Raw genomic sequence first — 18,410 nt, 5'->3', positions numbered from 1 at the left:
AATGGTCAATCTATGGCTTAAGCGCTTTAATAGCTATCTTCTAAACAACATGCCCTTAGGTTATCAACAGAAAGAAGTAACTTTATACTATTAAATAGGCATCGATTACATGAAAGAGATAATCCCCATAGAGGAAGGTGATTTTTATTGGTCAGAAAACGGATTTAGGGTCTTCACAAAACAGTACCACCTTAAACGAGGGTATTGTTGTGAAAGTGGTTGCAGACATTGCCCATATGGCTATGATCCAAAAACGAACATGCAATAAGTTTTAACATACTTCGGCATGATATTTGTGTTTATTTTTTAACAGAAAATTTAGTACTTAAAACATATAACGTTATGAAAAACATCAAATTACTTGGCTTACCGCTGCTACTTTTAGTTTTTATTACTTCATGTTCATCAGTTAGCGTACTTTCTGATTATGACCAAAAAGCAGATTTTAACGGATATAAATCTTACGCCTTCTACAAAACAGGTATTGATAAAGCGCAGATATCAGATTTGGATAAAAAACGAATTCTAAGAGCTATTGAAACTGAAATGAGTTCTAGAGGCTTTGTAAAGTCTGAAACACCAGACATATTGGTAAGCATATTCACTAAAGAACAAGAAAGAGTTGATGTTTATAATAACAACTACGGTTGGGGCGGCGCCTGGGGTTGGGGTTACAACCCTTACTCTTGGGGACCTGGTTTTGGCTGGGGTGGCGGCACTAGTGTAAGCGCAAGCACACAAGGCTCTTTATACATTGACCTTATTGATAATAAAACCAGTGAACTGGTATGGCAAGGTAAAGGTGTGGGTACACTTTCTAACACCAAAAACATAGCTAAGAAAGAAGAACGTATTAGAGAATTTGTTTCTCAGATTTTAGAGCAATACCCACCGAATGCGATTGCAATGAAATAATAAAAAATTATAGTTTAAAAAGGGGTTGTAGATGAATTCATCTATAACCCCTTTTTATTTATAGCAACGGAAAATGAGTATCGTTCTTTACCTCATTTAAAACAAAAGCACTCTTAACACCACCTATACTTGGTAACGATGCAATCTTAAATTTCGCGAAATTATAATAGGCATCTAGATTTTTGACGATAACTTTTAATAAAAAATCAAATTCACCACCCACAACAAAACATTCTACCACCTCTGGGTATTTCATCACCTGCTCAAAGAAATCATCCATCATAGCACCCTTTTGGGCTTCTAATGAAACAAAGCTAAAGACCGTAATACTTTCTTCAATTTTATCTTTATTTAAGATAGCTACATAGTTTTTAATGTAACCTTCTTGCTCTAATCTTTTAATGCGCTCATAAACCGGAGTTTTAGTTAACCCCAATTGCTCTGCAATAGATTTTGCCACCGTCTTGGCATCCTTCTGCAAAATTTTTAAGATTTCACGATCTATATCATCTAATTTCTCTGTCATAACTTTTTCCTGTTTTATGATTATAAGCTACATCTAAAAAGAACTTATTCCTTTAATATTATTATTTAAAAGTCATATTTCCTAATTAAAATAATATTAACAATTAATTGGACTGTAAATGATATATTTAATAGAAATATTGTGACTCAACAATTGAAAACTAAGCGTATGAATACTTCTGAGTATGAAAGCAATCCTATTTTAGATAAGCTTCCTAAGCATTTAAGGCAATACATAAAACCTCAAAACTATGAGGACTACACGCCTATCAATCAAGCTGTGTGGCGCTATGTAATGCGTAAGAATGTAGATTATCTTAGTAAGGTTGCTCATAAATCTTATTCTGAAGGATTACGCAAAACTGGTATTTCAATTGACAATATCCCCAATATGTACGGTATGAACCGTATTCTAAAGGATGTAGGATGGGCTGCTGTTGCCGTAGACGGATTTATACCACCCGCTGCTTTTATGGAATTTCAGGCATATAATGTGCTGGTAATCGCCTCAGACATTCGCCAGTTAGAAAACATTGCATATACCCCTGCCCCAGATATTATTCATGAGGGCGCTGGGCATGCTCCTATTATTGCTAACCCCGAATATGCTGCTTATTTAAGACGTTTTGGTGAAATAGGATGCAAGGCAATATCTAGCGCTAAAGATTTCGAGCTTTATGAAGCGGTACGCCATCTGTCTATTATTAAAGAAGCCAAAGGCACGCCTATAGAAGAAATTGATAAGGCAGAAAAACACATAGAATTTCTTCAAGATAATATGGGCGAACCTAGTGAAATGGCTTTTATTAGAAACCTGCATTGGTGGACCGTTGAATACGGACTCATAGGCACTCTGGATGACCCTAAAATTTATGGGGCGGGACTTTTATCTTCTATTGGTGAAAGTCAATGGTGCATGACCGATAATGTCAAAAAACTACCTTACTCTATTGAAGCGGCAAAAACATCTTTTGATATTACCAAAAAACAACCGCAACTATTCGTAACTCCCGATTTTGCATTTTTAAGCCAGGTGTTAGAAGATTTTGCCAGTACCATGGCATTACGAAGGGGTGGACTTACTGGTTTACAGAAACTTATAGACTCTAAAGAATTAGGCACTATTGAACTAAGTACTGGCTTACAGGTATCTGGTAATTTCGAAACATTGATTTCTCATGAAGGCAAACCTATTTACTTTCAAACAAAAGGGAAATCTGCATTGGCATACCGAGAAAAAGAATTGGTGGGGCAAGATATTAATCAGCATGAAACCGGTTTTGGCTCTCCTATTGGTAGACTTAAAGGAATAAATATTCCTATTGAAGATATGAGTCCGCGTGATCTAAAAGCTTATAAAATCTATGAAGGAGAAATTGTTTCATTAGATTTTACAGGTGGTATTAATGTTACTGGTAAAATCATAACCGGTACTCGTAATCTTCTGGGGCGAATAATTCTAATCACTTTCGAGAATTGTAAAGTGACGCATAAAGGTATTACACTTTTTGAATCTAACGAAGAATTGTACAACATGGCTATTGGTGAAGAAATTGTTTCTGCCTACCATGGCCCTGCAGATTTAAAGAGTTTTGACCTTTTGGACCATTCGTTAAGTTCCGGCAGCCAAAATAACGACCAAGTAGGTTTAAGTGAACTGGAATCTTACTATAAATTAATTCGTGATTTTAGAGAAGGCAACAACACCATTATCTCTAGAACAAAGGTTTTTGAAGTAATACAAGAAAAATACCCGAAAGACTGGTTACTAACCATTGAAATCTATGAACTGGCGATTTTAAGTAATGAAAAAATACTACCGGAGAAAATAAAAGCACATCTTGAAAACATTAAGCGAGACCAACCTAACCTTGGACAATTAATTGATGACGGATTAGAATTGGCAACTATAAAAACTAAGGTTTAATGACTTGCAAGCCATCTAAAGATTCAATGGTCTGTTCTTGATAGGTTAAACGCCACCCCATAGAATTAGTAAGAATATAGAATTTCTGCAATTCGCTGATTAGCCTATTTTCTGCATTGCTGCGCAGTGCAGAAGCTTCAACCTTTTTCATTAAAGAAGCTTTAACTGTTTTCTTTATTTTGTTATAGTCGGCAGCATCAAACTGGTTCAGATAATCTGCGGTTACGTCATAATATTCAAAATCAGGATTCAGATTAATTTCTGCATCTGGTATGCTTTTGATTTTTACCGTTTTGGTTGCCTCGTCAATTTCAAAATCAATCTTACCTAAATCATAGGCTACAGTTACATCTGCATTTACCACTACTAACGCTTTTTTCTCTGCTCTTAAAAGCGGACCAAAAAGTTCTTTTGAGTCTTTATAATTATATACCTCAGCAAAATGACCCTCTGTTACCACTAATTTAGAAACATTGGTTATTTCTTGCTGAATGAGCATAGAATTTTCCTCTAGAATAGATTTATCTTCTTTGTCATCTTGACAAGTTTGGAAGGCAAACAATAATGTCGCTCCTATTACTAAGCCTAAAAGTATTTTCTTCATAAAAAACAATGTACTCGAAATTAAGGAACAAACGAATATATAAGCCTATCGCTTTAACGAAAAATGACCCGAAAGGTCTATTCCGGTATCGTAATTCAGATATTTGAACCAATAATCAGTTGAAGGCATTTGCTTGCCATTATACATACCATCCCAAGCACTATTAGAAGCATTAGGGTCAAGCTGCTTTAAGAGCTTACCATAACGATCATAAATAAATATACCTATATCAACTGTGCCAGATAGTTTTGATGTATCCCAAACATCATGATATGAATCATTATTAGGAGTAAAAAACTTAGGCAACGCCAAAGACTCTAAACCTTGGCAAGCAACAGCATCTATATTTATCGTAAATCTAGACTGACTAAAACAACCATTCTCTTCTACAAATACATAAATAGTCATTGACGCTGAAATTTCATCACCAGCCAATAAAATGCTTCCATTCCCATCTGCTTCACTATAGTAATCCTGTCCATCTGGTAATGTTGGTAGTGTAAACGTAAGACAAGCCGTTACATCATCGAACTCTGCAACTGAGACCTCAGTGATATCTATGAAAAAACTACTTTCATCAAAACAATCTTCCGCTCCCGTAGCACTCCCTGCATACACGTATATTGTTTGCGATTCGGTAATCTCTTCACCTGCATTCAATATCGTTCCAGTACCCCCTATAGCTGTATAATAGTTATTCCCGCACTCAATGCTGGTAGAATATAAGCGTTGCAAACTTCGACATCAGAGAACACATCTGCGACGGTCAAAGGATTTACAATAAGACTAAAAACAGTCTTGTCAAAACAGGTTGCAGATGCCTCTACCCTAACTGTAATATCTTGTTGGTTTGCAGTAGTATTATCAAATGAGTTTGTTAACGTTATTTGACTTCCTGTGCCGTCAAAATAAGAAACCGTTAATCCTGTTTGACTGCCTACTACTTGAGATTCAATAGCCGTCAAATCTAAATTAAATGTGGCAAATCCGTCAGTATCGATATCACATAGCACGATATCATCAATATCGTTTGCCGTAGGTCCGTCGTTATTCACTGTTAACGTAATTGGGTTTCGCTCTAACACCAAATCTGTTACTATAGTACTACTAATTTCGCATGTATAAACACCTGTATCTGTTACTTGAAGGTTGGTCAAAACTAAATCTGGTGTATTAGAATTTGGTATTGCAACACCATCCTTAAACCACTCATATACATTTGAACTACCGCTAACCGTAGTGGTTAAGGTTAAAGAACCACCAACACACCCTGTTATATTATCTATATCATTCACTAAAGCTTGCGGATTATCAACAAAAAATAAAAACCCTTCATAATAATCAAATTCATCTTCAAAATCTCCGAATTGAAAACGATTATCATTAATTCTTAATATGGTTGTATTTAAAAAAATAAAACTAGGTACATCTCCCTCTATTCTATTATTCGAAATATTAAAAGAACTAATATTAACCCAGTTTACTATGCCTGATGGTAAAACGCCAACTATATCATTATCATTAATTTCAAATGACCCTATATTTATTAGACCTGAGAAAGAATCGGGTATTGTTCCCGTAAAATTATTTTGACCTAGCCACAATGTAAGTAACGTAGTAATATTTCCAATTTCCTCCGGCAAATCTCCCTCAAATTGGTTATTTCGAAGTATTAAAATCTCTAAAGACACTAAATTTTCAACCAATGGAGAAATAGCCCCTTCTAGCTGATTAAATTCTAATTGCAACGTGATTAAATTCATTAAACCATAAATACTTTCAGGAATTTCACCTGTAAGATTATTATTGCTTAAAAGTAATTGCCTCAAATTTGAAAGCAATCCTATTTCGACGGGAATTTCGCCAGTAAGTTCATTTGAAGAGAGCCAAAGAGATACTAAGTTATTTAGGCTTCCTAGCTCCATCGGTATGGTTCCTGTGAGTTGATTTCCTGAAAGCAGTAAAGATTCTAAAGTACTTAAGTTACCAAGTTCGGGCGGTATAGTTCCACTTAAATTATTTGAGCCTAGCCATAATGTTAACAAATTATTTAAATTCCCTAATACTGGAGGTATGACTCCAGATAACTCATTGCCATTTAAAAGTAAAACTTCAAGATTTAGAAGATTACCTATACTGTCTGGAATGGGACCAGTGAGGTTAGTTTGATCAGAAAGGTCTAAATCAACCAAGTTCTGTAAATTACCGATTTCAGTTGGTATCGTTCCTATTAAATTGTTCCCAGTATTTCCTCCATTATCTAATATTAACTGTGTAACACGGTTACCGATTACGGTGACCCCGTACCAATTAGTAACATCGGTATCAATCAACGGCGTAGCAAAAACCCAATTATCAGTAGGATCTACATCTGTTTCACTAACCCAGTTAGGACCTCCGGTTTCATTATATAACGCTTGTAATGCCTCTAACTCATCTAATGGAAGCTGAGCGCTAGCAGTAATTACACTAAACATTAATAAAACAAGACAGCTTAACTTTTTAATCATATTGGACGTAAAACTGGAAAGTACTGAAAAAACTATAGTATTAATATCCAAGCCTAAAAAAATTCGACAAAGTTCTTAATTAGACTAGAAAACAAGGTCTGGATATTCTTTATGAATTTCAGATTTCAACACATTTAGTTTTAAAAGAAATTTCTGATGTTGTTCTGATTTATCATTGAAGGGTTTATGAAGAATCCCTTTTTGTATTTTTTCAATCTTTTTCATAGTAGGATAAACATTTGAAGCAATCCATACTTCGCAAAATTTCTCCCAGATATAATCTATTGCTACTTCGTTAGGGTGAATCATATCTTTTGCATAAAAACGATAATCTCGAAGCTCATCCATCATAAGTTCATAACTAGGAAAATATGAGATTTTATTATCCTCTAAAACGTTATGAATAGCAGAAATTAAATGCGATTTGCTTAATTGATTTTCTACGAAGCCGTCTTTTAAATGCCGAACGGGCGATACGGTGAATATAAATTGAACAGCGGGGTTTATCGATTGCACCATTTCAATAGTACGTTGTAAACTTTGTTTAACATCATTGACACTCAATAACTCTTTATTGAAATTTACCTGAGGCACTTTATGACAATTGGCAACAACTTTTTCACTCGCATTATTACGATATACCCAAGCAGTACCTAAAGTGATAATGATGTGACTTGCTTTTTTTAGTTGCGCAGTAGTGTTTTGTACGGCATCATTTAAATCGTCAATAATTTTTTCTTTGGATGGATTACTTAAGCAAGAATGTGCATCGAAACTATGCCATTGCTCATTCTCATGGAACACATCTTTTTCAGTAAACACCTCTTGATGAACAGACTTTTGAATGAGTTTTTCAATTGCCAAAGGATGAAACAAAATACCAAACGGATTCTGTAATCCCTGGAATTTAAAATATTCTAGTTTAGCCCCAATATTCTCTGAAAAACAAGAACCCAAAAGTAACAACTGACTTGAATAATCAATTGGATTTTCAGATTTCGACAATGGTATTTTGGTTAAGAGATTCATTTAGGTCGTACACTCTCGTTTAACTTATGAAACACTTGATATGGATAAATTTCATAAATAACATTATCCTCATTTATAGTATTTTTTCCATTTTCAAAGGCTTTTTTCTCCCATTCAGCACCTTCTACATTTCCTAATTTGGTCATACTTCTACCTCTAAAATAAAGTGCATCGGCAAAATTTTCATATACTTTCAAAGACATATCAAAAGAAGTAATCGCCTCTTCATAATTACCCAATTCAAAATCTGCAATACCCAAATAATACCAATCTAAGTAGTGACAGGCTTCTTGCGGCGTGTCATTAGGGAAATCGTGAAACTGCTGCTCTTTACTAAGCAACAAGAATTCTTTGGCTTTAGAGAATTTATTTAATTGAAGGTAATCTAGCCCAATATAAAAATTATAGGTATGATCCATTACATAGCCATCACCGTATTCTTTTTTTGCTCTCATGAATTCAGTTATAGATTTTAGGTAGTCTTTTGAGAAAATACATCTCATAAAACCACTGTAATCTAAATATTTTTCAGGGGCATACTCAACAGCCTTTTCTAAAAATGGTCTACCTAATTGATACTTTCTAGCTTTATATAACGGCATTGCTTTTTGCTGCCAAAGCCAAGCATTTGCCGGATCTATTGTAAGGGCAGAATCTAAATACTGCTGATGCTCTAGAGAATGCAACGGAGTTTGAAATGATTTTTCAACATACTCCCTAATATGAATTGAGTCTATACCAGTTAAGATGTTTGATTCCACTGTACCAGAGCTCTCAACACCATCTTGATTTTTATCTGAAAGGTTACAAGACGAAATAATGAGCAATAAGATGATATACTTTTTCATAAAAATATCGTATTAATTAAATCCATCAGTTAATTCAACTGAAGTTTTATTATTATCATCTTATAGATGGTAGCATTACCCCAAATAGCCTTCAGCCTTCGCCAATGCCTCTTCTATACCTGCCGGATTCTTACCACCTGCAGTTGCAAAGAAGGGTTGACCACCACCGCCACCTTGTATATATTTACCAAGTTCGCGAACAATAGTACCTGCATTCAAATTTTTAGAAGCCACTAATTCTTTAGATACATAACAAGACAATAATGCTTTCCCATTTTGCTCGGTACCGAACAGCAAAAACAAATTATCTTTATTAGCACCCATTTCAAAACATAAATCTTTTATACCGGCAGCATCTAAATCTATCTTTTTTGCTAGAAATTGAACTCCGTTTACCTCCTTAAGTTCAGATAGTAAATCTCCTTTTAAGTTCTTCGCTTTGTCTTTCAACAATTCGGCCACTTGCTTTTTAAGACTGCTATTTTCATCTTGAAGACTTGAAACCGATTTTACAGGGTCTTGAGTATTACCAAGAACAACTTTTATTTTCGACAATAACTTATCATTATCTACATGCAAATCTTTAACTGCGTCGCCTGTAATCGCCTCAATTCTTCTAATACCAGCAGCTACAGCACCTTCTGACTTAATTTTAAATTGCCAGATATCGCCAGTATTCTTTACGTGTGTACCACCACATAATTCTATTGATTGACCAAAACGTATTGTTCTTACCGAATCGCCATATTTTTCACCGAACAATGCCATGGCACCATCTTCAATTGCAGATTTCATTGGTACATTTCTTTCTTCTTGAAGTTGTAAATGCCCGTCTATACGTGCGTTTACAAAATTTTCTACTTCCTGTAATTCTTCTGGCGACATTTTAGAAAAATGAGAAAAATCGAATCGTAAGTGTTTAGAATGTACAGCTGAACCTTTTTGCTCTACGTGATTTCCTAAAATCTCTCTTAAAGCTTGGTGTAACAAGTGTGTTGCAGTGTGGTTGGCTTCTGTTCTGCTACGTTGTTTTTTATCTACTACCGCTTTAAAACTCTCATCTAAATGTTTAGGTAGGTTCTTCGCAAAGTGAATAATTTCATTATTCTCTTTTTTAGTATCGGTAATATACACGACATCGCCATTGGTATCTTCTAAATATCCTTTATCCCCTACTTGACCACCACCTTCTGCGTAGAACGGAGTTAGATTGAAAACCAACTGAAACTGTGTTCCGTCTTTTTTTGAAACTACTTTACGGTATTTGGTGATTTTCACTTCAACATCTAGCATATCATAACCAACAAACTCCTGTTCGTTATCATCCTGTAAAACTTCCCAATCTTCCTTTGAAACTACTGATGCCGATTTTGAACGATTTTTTTGCTGCTGCATAGCTTCATCAAATCCCGCTTCATCTAATTGATATCCTTTTTCACTAAGAATCAGAGCAGTCAAATCTATAGGGAAGCCAAAAGTATCATACAACTCAAAAGCTTTACCACCATCAACTGTTTTACCTTCGGTATTTTTTATAATCGTATCCAATAACAACAATCCTTGATCTAACGTTTTCAAGAAAGAATGTTCTTCTTCTTTAATTACGTTTTCAATTAATTGCTTTTGATTTTTCAATTCTGGGTATGCATCTCCTAAAGAATCTGTCAACACATTTACCAAACGGAACATAAAGGGTTCTTTGGTATTCAAAAATGTGAATCCGTAACGTACGGCTCTTCTCAATATTCTTCTTATCACATAGCCTGCACCGGTATTACTTGGCAACTGGCCATCTGCAATTGAAAACGAAACGGCACGTATATGATCACTGATAACACGAATAGCGATATCAATTTCCTCATTTTTACCGTAATCGGAACCTGTAATAGTTTCTATTTCACGAATTAACGGTGTAAATATATCTGTATCATAGTTCGATTGAACTCCCTGTAAAACCATACACAAACGCTCAAAACCCATACCGGTATCTACATGTTTCGCCGGTAAACTTTCTAACGACCCATCTGCTTTACGGTTGTATTGCATGAATACAAGGTTCCAAATTTCTACCACCTGCGGGTGATCTTGATTTACCAAACTTGCACCCGAAACTTTTGCTTTTTCTTCCTTAGAACGAATATCTACATGAATCTCTGAACATGGTCCGCACGGACCTTGATCGCCCATTTCCCAAAAATTATCCTTCTTGTTACCCATGATAATTCTATCTTCAGGCACAATACTTTTCCAAAGCTCAAAAGCTTCTGTATCTAATTCTAATTGATCCGCATCTTCACTTCCTTCAAAAACAGAAACATATAAACTGTCTTTATCAATTTTAAGAACCTCGGTCAATAGCTCCCATGCCCATGTAATGGCTTCTTCCTTAAAATAATCGCCAAAACTCCAGTTACCTAACATCTCGAACATGGTGTGGTGATAGGTATCTTTACCAACCTCTTCTAAATCATTATGCTTACCACTTACACGCAAACATTTTTGGGTATCTACAACTCTAGAGCTTTTAGGCTGACTTATACCTAAAAAGTATTCTTTAAACTGGTTCATGCCCGCATTTGTAAAAAGCAGGGTCGGATCATCTTTAATGACCATTGGTGCAGAAGGCACTATTTTGTGTTCTTTACCTTTGAAAAAATTCAGAAATTGAGTTCTTGTATCTTTGGAATTCATCTAAAATGCTAAGCTTTTACAAATTTTAACGGTTTATATAAAACTATCTTTATATTTGTTTGTTCCCTAATAATTGAAAAAACAAAAATAGGATAAATAACATTCATGTCTAAGGTAAAATACTATTACGACCCAGACACGCTGTCGTACCGTAAAATAGAACCCGAAAAATCTAAACGTTATAGAAATATAGCCTTCTTTATTTTGGGCTCATGCCTTTTTGGTTTTTTGGCACTTATCCTTCTGCTAAACACCAACTTAGTCAATACACCAAGGGAACTTTCTTTATCTCGTGAAGTCAAAAATTATGAACTACAGTACGAGCTTTTGAACAAGAAAATGGAACAAATTGAAGAGGTTCTAGGTAATATCGAAGACCGTGACAACAATATTTACCGTCTATATTTTGAAGCTAACCCAATACCAGACGAACAGCGTAAAGCTGGTTTTGGTGGTATAAACCGATATAAATCATTAGAAGGTTTTAATAATTCTGAAATGATCGTTTCTACTACAAAGAGACTAGATATCATTAAAAAGCAAATGGCCATTCAATCTAAATCATTGGATGAAATTACCAAACTAGCAGAGGAAAAAGAAAAATTATTAATGTCGATACCGGCTATTCAACCTATCAACAATGAAGACCTAAAACGTATGGCTTCTGGTTATGGTTGGCGTTCAGATCCTTTTACAAAGGCTAGAAAAATGCATTATGGTATGGATTTTACCGCTCCAAAAGGCACCCCTATATATGCCGCAGGTGATGGTAAAATAACTAGAGCTGACAATAACTCATCTGGCTACGGAAAACATATTCGTATTGAACATGGATATGGATATTTGAGTCTATATGCTCACTTAAGCCAATACAATGTTAAGAAAGGACAAAAAGTAAAAAGAGGCGATTTAATAGGTTTCGTAGGAAGCACAGGTCGCTCAGAAGCTCCACACCTTCATTATGAAGTATGGAAAGACAATGATAGAATCAACCCTATGAATTTCTACTATGGCAGTTTATCGCCAGAAGAATTCGAAAACATGTTGAAATTCGCTAATCAAGAAAACCAATCTCTGGATTAATGCAGATAGAACTCCCTGAAAAAAGATATTATGGTATTGGCGAGGTCGCCCGTGCCTTTGGCGTAAACGCTTCACTAATTCGTTTTTGGGAGAAAGAATTCGACGTGCTTCAACCTAAAAAAAATGCGAAGGGAAACAGAAAATTCACTCCCCAAGACATTAAAAATCTTCAATTAATATATCATTTGGTAAAAGAAAGAGGTTTTACTCTCGATGGTGCCAAAACACATTTAAAAGAAGAAAAGCAGAAAACACTTTCTAATTTTGATATTATTCAAAAATTAGAACGCGTTAAAGCAGAACTAAATAAAATTAAAGACCAGTTATAACACAACCATTATGAAAAAAGGACTAATTGCATTAATCGTCATTGCCGTCATAGCATTCGGACTATACCAGTGGGGCGTTGGTTTCAACAACACTGCTGTTGCATTAAAAGAAACATCTACAAAGACTTGGGCAAATGTAGAAAGTGCCTACCAACGTAGAAACGACTTAATAGGTAATCTTATAAAAACAGTACAAGGTGCTGCCGATTTTGAAAGAGGCACATTAACAGATGTTATCGAAGCAAGAGCAAAAGCAACATCGGTTAGCATTGACCCTACTAATATTACACCTGAGCAACTAGCACAATTCAACCAAGCTCAAAGCGGACTAAGTGGTGCATTAAGTAAATTATTGGTAACTGTAGAACGCTACCCTGATTTAAAATCTAATCAGAACTTTCTAGAGCTACAATCACAATTAGAAGGTACAGAGAACAGAATAAATGTAGCAAGAGATAGATTCAACGCTACTGTAGAACCTTACAACCTTCACATTAAAAAATTCCCTAATTCTATATTGGCAGGTATTTTCAATTTTGATGAGCTAGCTTACTACAAAGCAGATGCCGGTTCAGAAGATGCACCTGATGTAGATTTTGATTTCGAATAATATCTTATGTCTAGAGTAGAAGATTTTTTAACGGCAACAGAAGAGCAAGAGGTAGTAAATGCTATTCTTAAAGCGGAAAAGAATACTTCTGGTGAAATCAGGGTACATATTGAAGGGCACACTCGTAAAGATCATTACGAGCGCGCTAAAGAGGTTTTTCATTTATTAAAAATGGATAACACCAAGCAAGAAAACGGCGTATTAATTTACGTTGCCGTCACCGATAAAAAGTTTGTTATATGCGGTGACAAAGGAATTGACAATGTGGTACCTAAAGACTTTTGGCAAACTACTAAAAATAGCATTCAAGCACATTTTGAAAAAGGAGCGTTTAAAGACGGTCTCGTTGCTGGCGTATTAAAAGCTGGCGAAGAATTAAATAGTCATTTTCCTTGGCAATCAGATGACACCAACGAATTAAGCAATGAGATATCTAAAGGTTAGCCTTGTAATTCTTTTTCTTTGGTGCACTCCGTCATGGAGCCAGTTTCAAATACCTGAAAAGCCAGCACTACAAACCAGTGTTTACGATTACACAAACCTTCTCACCGATCAGCAAAAAGTAGCTTTAAGCCAAAAACTGGTTCGTTATTCAGATAGCACCTCAACTCAAATTGTAGTTACTATTATTGCCAGCACTAATGGGGAAAACATTAATTACCTAGGTGCAAATTGGGGTCAAAAATGGGGAATCGGACAAGAAGGAAAGGACAATGGTATTCTCATTATTCTAGCAGAAAACGATAGAAAAGTAGCTATTAGTACCGGATACGGAGTTGAAGGTTCTTTAACCGATGCACTTTCTAAACGAATCATTGAAAATGTAATTCTCCCTGAATTTAGAGTCGGAGATTATTACGGAGGTCTCGACAAAGGGTCAGATGTTATTTTTCAAGTTTTAACCGGTGAATTTCAGGAAGACAGAACTTTTGGAGATAATAGTGGCACTCCATTTTCATCTCTTTTACCATTTATCATATTCGTGGTAATCCTCTTCATTCTTTGGAGTCGAAAAAATGACGACAATGATAGTAATGGCGGCAGAAGACGTGGCGGTCTTAGTCCGTGGGACATGATTATTCTCAGCAACATGGGTCGCTCAAGCGGTTCTAGTGGCGGATTCGGTAGCGGCGGAGGCGGAAGCTTCGGTGGCGGTGGATTCGGAGGAGGTTTCGGCGGCGGCGGCTTTGGCGGCGGCGGCGCTTCTGGAGGGTGGTAGCCTTTATTCCGGAAGAGTTACTTTGTTAGTATTATCTAAAAATTTTCAATTCAAGTCAGAATCTGTTCCCCTCCTGGGAGGGGAAGATTACGTTTTTTGTTTTGAGATTGTTGAGTGCTGGGAGCAATATTTCTACAAGTATCACTAAACCTGCTTTATCTAAAATGAATAATTCAAGTCAGAACCTGTTCCCCTCCTGGGAGGGGTTAGGGGCGGGTAATTGTTTGTCGAATTAACACTAAAAAAAAATGACCAAATAATTCTGCTACGCAAAATATTTGGTCATTTCTTATTTCTCTCACTGAAGATTAGAGTTTACTCTTCAACCCTAACACCCAAGTCATAAGTCCAAAAGCAACTTACTTCTTTCTCATAAATACCGTAATCGGTACTCCTGTGAAATCGTATTCCTCTCTAATCTTATTCTCCAAATAACGCTTGTAAGGCTCACGCACATATTGTGGCAGGTTACAAAAGAATGCAAACTGCGGATACGGAGTCGGTAATTGCGTACAGAATTTAATTTTAACGAATTTGCCTTTATATGCCGGTGGCGGATAATTCTCAATTATTGGCAACATGGTTTCATTGAACTTACGGGTAATAATCTTTTTATTACGATTATTATACACTTCTACAGCTGTTTCAATTGCCTTAAAAATACGTTGCTTAGTAAGTACAGATACAAAAAGAATTGGCACATCGGTAAATGGCTCAATAGCTTTTTTAATTTTTTGAGTATAGTGCTTTATGGTATTGGTCTCTTTATCCTCGACCAAATCCCATTTATTAACAAGAATTACTATTCCCTTATGGTTACGTTGAGCTAGCCAAAATATATTTTCTACCTGACCATCAAATCCTCTGGTTGCATCTAACATTAAAATACACACATCGCAATGTTCAATAGCTCTTACCGAACGCATTACAGAATAAAATTCTAAATCTTCCTTCACCTTTGCCTTACGACGAATACCTGCCGTATCTACAAGATTAAATTCAAATCCGAATCTATTATACTTTGTATCAATACTATCTCTAGTTGTACCAGCTATATCGGTAACGATATATCGATCTTCACCAATTAGGGCATTGATAAAAGATGACTTACCAGCGTTAGGCCTACCTACTACTGCAAATCTTGGCAATTCACTTTTTTCTTCTATAACTTCTGGTAATTTCTCAACCAAATCATCCAGCAACTCACCAGTACCACCTCCATTAATACTAGATAGCGTGTAATATTCACCTAAACCTAACGAGTAGAATTCAACAGCATCTTCTGCCCTCTTAGCATTATCTACTTTATTGACCGCCAAAAAAACAGGTTTTTTAACGCGCCTTAATAATTTAGCTACATCTTCATCCATACCGGTTACCCCAGTCTCAACATCAACCATAAAGATAATTGCATCAGCTTCTTCAATTGCCAGTTCAACCTGCCTATCGATTTCCTTTTCGAAAACATCATCACTACCAACAACATATCCACCGGTATCAATAATTGAAAACTCTTTACCGTTCCAATCACTCTTACCATAATGGCGATCACGAGTAACACCGCTAACGGCATCAACAATAGCCTCACGTCTTTGAATTAATCTATTAAAAAATGTTGATTTTCCTACATTAGGTCTCCCTACAATGGCAACAATAGCACCCATAGCTTAAATTTGCCGCAAAGGTAGTATAATCCAAACAATAGTAGCCTGATTACCTTAGCTATATATAAAATTATCGTTTTGACTACTTATTATATCCAAAACGCTTCAATTGACGTGAATTACTACGCCAATTTTTATTCACTTTTACATACAATTCTATATGCACTTGCTTACCGAAGAATTTTTCTAGGTCTTTTCTCGATTCTACACCTACCTTTTTTAATGCGGCACCTTTATGCCCTATAATTATCCCCTTTTGAGAATCTCTTTCAACCATAATTACCGAACGCATACGAATGATGTCTTCATCTTCAAAGAACTCTTCCGTTTCTATCTCAACTGCATACGGAATTTCCTTTTTGTAGTTCAATAAGATTTTCTCGCGGATAGTCTCATTTACAAAGAAACGTTCTGGCTTATCGGTTAATTGGTCTTTTGGATAATATGCTGGTGACATTGGCAATAATTCTATAATTCGCTCAAAGACACCTTTTACATTAAAATTAGATAACGCAGAAATAGGATGCAGCTCTACACTTGGTAACATTTCTTGCCAATATTGCACTTGCTCTTCCAGTAATTCTTGAGTAGCAGTATCTACTTTATTCAAAAGCAATAAAACAGGAATCTTACTATTCTTTATTTTCTCAAAGAAAGCTTCATCTTTTAAAGCCTTCTCTCCTATCTCTACCATATACAGAAGTACATCAGCATCTTCAAAGGCAGATTTCACAAAATCCATCATACTGCTCTGAAGCTGATATGCCGGTTTAATAATTCCAGGAGTATCTGACAAAATCATTTGGAAATCATCGCCATTTACAATACCTAAAATACGGTGCCTCGTTGTTTGTGCCTTTGATGTTATTATGGATAATTTTTCACCCACAAAAGCATTCATCAACGTTGATTTACCAACATTAGGATTACCAATAATATTTACGAAGCCTGCCTTATGATCTGCCATCCTTATACTTTAATATATATTTCTTCAATTCCACATTTACCTTTGGAGCCAACAAAAGTACGGCAATCATATTGGGTATCACCATTAGTGCATAAGACAAATCAATTAAATTCTTCACCAACTCTAATGATGCTACTGCCGCAAAGACTATCATAATTACAAAATACCAGTTGTAAAACTTACCTATTTTGGCATTTGTCAAGAACGATAATGATTTTACACCGTAATAAGAATAGGTAAATAAGGTAGATAATGCAAAAGCAGTTACGATCACCATTAACAATACATCTCCCCAACCAAACAATGTTCTTTCAAATGCAGACAAAGTCATTACGATTCCACTAGAATCTTCTAAATAAGCTCCACTTAATATGATAACGATTGCCGTAAACGTACATACTAATATGGTATCGATAAACGGACCTAACATGGCAACCAATCCCTCACGAATAGGCTCGTCATTTTTAGATTGTCCATGATACATTGGTGCACTACCTAAACCTGCCTCATTAGAAAACATCGCTCTACGTACCCCGATAATAACAAGACCCCAAAACCCACCAGTTGCCAGCGATTTAAAATTCCAGGCTTCTGTAATTATCATTTTTAAGGCTGGTAGTATTTGTTCAGAATTCAGTGCCATTACTACTATTACCGCAATTAAATATACAGCCACCATAAAAGGTACGATAGCAGATGCTACTTTAGCTATATTTTTTAAACCTCCAAAAATTACCAAAGAAGTTATGACAGCTAAAACAATACCTATCGTCCATTTCCAATTTACTTCACTCATTTCAAATAATGTAGATGATGGCTTAACTACACTCATAAATGTTTCGGTAAATTGATTTGCGGTAAAAACTCCTAAAAATCCAAATAGACCACAAACAGCAAAAAATATAGCTAACGGTCGAGCTTTTTCACCTAATCCTTTGGTAATGTAATACATTGGTCCTCCTTGTAAATTACCATCCGAATCTGTTCCTCGATACATAATTGCCAAACTACACGAATAGAATTTAATACACATACCAATCAATGCAGTCATCCAAATCCAGAAAACCACACCCGGACCACCGTCATGAATAGCGATGGCAACTCCAGATATATTCCCTAAACCAACCGTTGCCGCAACAGCTGCCGATAAGGCCTGAAAAGAACTCACATCTCCTTTTGAGTCTTTATTATCATATTTACCCGCTGTAATTGCGATTGCATGACCAAAAAAACGGTAAGGCATTAGTTTTGAATAGAAGACAAGAAAGAGTCCACCCCCTATTAATAAAAGAAACATTGGCCACTCTGTATACGGTAGTGCGCTGGCTATAAAGTCGTTAATTGTATCCATAGAATTGTAAAAAACCGAAGTTATGGATTTAATGTTTTTTAAAAGATAATGCTCCTAAAAAATATTATTTAAATAAGTTTTGAATATAGAGAAAATGTGTTGTATATTTGCAGCCCGTTACAAATAGTAGCGCATCTT

At 35.7% G+C, this 18,410-nt stretch carries 18 protein-coding genes; 8 read left to right on the top strand and 10 right to left on the bottom strand.

Annotation, left to right across the window (positions count from 1 at the left end):
* The first annotated feature begins 109 nt into the window (after positions 1 to 109).
* On the top strand, positions 110 to 268 hold the full coding sequence (locus tag Q0871_RS11805; protein WP_177214896.1) for a DUF5522 domain-containing protein: 159 nt from the start codon (positions 110 to 112) through the stop codon (positions 266 to 268).
* A gap of 74 nt (positions 269 to 342) precedes the next feature.
* Positions 343 to 915: a DUF4136 domain-containing protein gene (locus tag Q0871_RS11800; RefSeq protein WP_299323229.1), complete on the top strand. Its 573-nt coding sequence runs from the start codon at positions 343 to 345 to the stop codon at positions 913 to 915.
* A gap of 58 nt (positions 916 to 973) precedes the next feature.
* On the opposite strand, the gene Q0871_RS11795 is transcribed toward Q0871_RS11800, so the two are convergent.
* On the bottom strand, positions 974 to 1,441 hold the full coding sequence (locus Q0871_RS11795) for an Lrp/AsnC family transcriptional regulator (RefSeq protein ID WP_299323225.1): 468 nt from the start codon (positions 1,439 to 1,441) through the stop codon (positions 974 to 976).
* Between the two features lie 168 nt (positions 1,442 to 1,609).
* Here Q0871_RS11795 and Q0871_RS11790 point away from each other — a divergent pair, with 168 nt between their 5' ends.
* Positions 1,610 to 3,367: an aromatic amino acid hydroxylase gene (locus Q0871_RS11790; RefSeq protein ID WP_299323220.1), complete on the top strand. Its 1,758-nt coding sequence runs from the start codon at positions 1,610 to 1,612 to the stop codon at positions 3,365 to 3,367.
* On the opposite strand, the gene Q0871_RS11785 is transcribed toward Q0871_RS11790, so the two are convergent.
* From Q0871_RS11785 to alaS, 6 genes are all read right to left on the bottom strand, one after another.
* Positions 3,357 to 3,971, bottom strand: coding sequence for a DUF4230 domain-containing protein (locus tag Q0871_RS11785; protein WP_299323216.1), 615 nt, complete (start codon positions 3,969 to 3,971; stop codon positions 3,357 to 3,359). The genes Q0871_RS11790 and Q0871_RS11785 overlap by 11 nt on opposite strands.
* A gap of 45 nt (positions 3,972 to 4,016) precedes the next feature.
* A complete protein-coding gene (locus Q0871_RS11780; RefSeq protein ID WP_299323211.1) occupies positions 4,017 to 4,706 on the bottom strand; it encodes a T9SS type B sorting domain-containing protein in 690 nt (229 codons plus the stop codon).
* On the bottom strand, positions 4,649 to 6,481 hold the full coding sequence (locus Q0871_RS11775; protein WP_299323208.1) for a hypothetical protein: 1,833 nt from the start codon (positions 6,479 to 6,481) through the stop codon (positions 4,649 to 4,651). Before Q0871_RS11775 ends, Q0871_RS11780 begins: the two co-directional genes overlap by 58 nt.
* Before the next feature lie 84 nt (positions 6,482 to 6,565).
* The gene (locus Q0871_RS11770) at positions 6,566 to 7,486 is read right to left on the bottom strand and encodes a GSCFA domain-containing protein (protein ID WP_367275143.1); all 921 of its coding nucleotides are present in this window, start codon (positions 7,484 to 7,486) and stop codon (positions 6,566 to 6,568) included.
* A gap of 20 nt (positions 7,487 to 7,506) precedes the next feature.
* Positions 7,507 to 8,358, bottom strand: coding sequence for a tetratricopeptide repeat protein (locus Q0871_RS11765; RefSeq protein WP_299323201.1), 852 nt, complete (start codon positions 8,356 to 8,358; stop codon positions 7,507 to 7,509).
* A gap of 75 nt (positions 8,359 to 8,433) precedes the next feature.
* Positions 8,434 to 11,049 carry an alanine--tRNA ligase gene (gene alaS, locus Q0871_RS11760; protein WP_299323196.1) on the bottom strand — a complete coding sequence of 872 codons (2,616 nt, stop codon included), beginning with the start codon at positions 11,047 to 11,049 and terminating at the stop codon, positions 8,434 to 8,436.
* A gap of 105 nt (positions 11,050 to 11,154) precedes the next feature.
* Between alaS and Q0871_RS11755 the strand changes: the two genes are divergently transcribed.
* The 5 genes from Q0871_RS11755 to Q0871_RS11735 are packed head-to-tail and all read left to right on the top strand — an operon-like array spanning position 11,155 to position 14,290.
* Positions 11,155 to 12,132, top strand: coding sequence for a M23 family metallopeptidase (locus tag Q0871_RS11755; protein WP_073240362.1), 978 nt, complete (start codon positions 11,155 to 11,157; stop codon positions 12,130 to 12,132).
* On the top strand, positions 12,132 to 12,461 hold the full coding sequence (locus tag Q0871_RS11750) for a MerR family transcriptional regulator (RefSeq protein ID WP_027066328.1): 330 nt from the start codon (positions 12,132 to 12,134) through the stop codon (positions 12,459 to 12,461). The genes Q0871_RS11755 and Q0871_RS11750 overlap by 1 nt, the downstream gene beginning before the upstream one ends.
* A gap of 10 nt (positions 12,462 to 12,471) precedes the next feature.
* A complete protein-coding gene (locus tag Q0871_RS11745; RefSeq protein WP_299323180.1) occupies positions 12,472 to 13,071 on the top strand; it encodes a LemA family protein in 600 nt (199 codons plus the stop codon).
* Between the two features lie 6 nt (positions 13,072 to 13,077).
* Positions 13,078 to 13,515: a TPM domain-containing protein gene (locus tag Q0871_RS11740; RefSeq protein ID WP_299323176.1), complete on the top strand. Its 438-nt coding sequence runs from the start codon at positions 13,078 to 13,080 to the stop codon at positions 13,513 to 13,515.
* Positions 13,496 to 14,290, top strand: a complete 795-nt coding sequence (locus tag Q0871_RS11735) for a TPM domain-containing protein (protein WP_299323171.1) — start codon at positions 13,496 to 13,498, stop codon at positions 14,288 to 14,290. The genes Q0871_RS11740 and Q0871_RS11735 overlap by 20 nt, the downstream gene beginning before the upstream one ends.
* A 359-nt stretch (positions 14,291 to 14,649) precedes the next feature.
* On the opposite strand, the gene der is transcribed toward Q0871_RS11735, so the two are convergent.
* From der to Q0871_RS11720, 3 genes are all read right to left on the bottom strand, one after another.
* Positions 14,650 to 15,954: a ribosome biogenesis GTPase Der gene (der, locus tag Q0871_RS11730; RefSeq protein WP_299323165.1), complete on the bottom strand. Its 1,305-nt coding sequence runs from the start codon at positions 15,952 to 15,954 to the stop codon at positions 14,650 to 14,652.
* Between the two features lie 82 nt (positions 15,955 to 16,036).
* Positions 16,037 to 16,921 (bottom strand): GTPase Era, encoded by an 885-nt coding sequence (gene era / locus Q0871_RS11725; protein WP_073240368.1) that lies wholly within the window; start codon positions 16,919 to 16,921, stop codon positions 16,037 to 16,039.
* Positions 16,908 to 18,272, bottom strand: coding sequence for a sodium:alanine symporter family protein (locus Q0871_RS11720; protein ID WP_299323156.1), 1,365 nt, complete (start codon positions 18,270 to 18,272; stop codon positions 16,908 to 16,910). Before Q0871_RS11720 ends, era begins: the two co-directional genes overlap by 14 nt.
* Between the last annotated feature and the right edge of the window lie 138 nt (positions 18,273 to 18,410).

Source organism: uncultured Maribacter sp. (assembly GCF_947500985.1).
Classification (GTDB): domain Bacteria; phylum Bacteroidota; class Bacteroidia; order Flavobacteriales; family Flavobacteriaceae; genus Maribacter.
The sequence above is the reverse complement of the archived record's forward strand: the minus strand, read 5'-3'. Positions and strand labels throughout refer to the sequence as shown.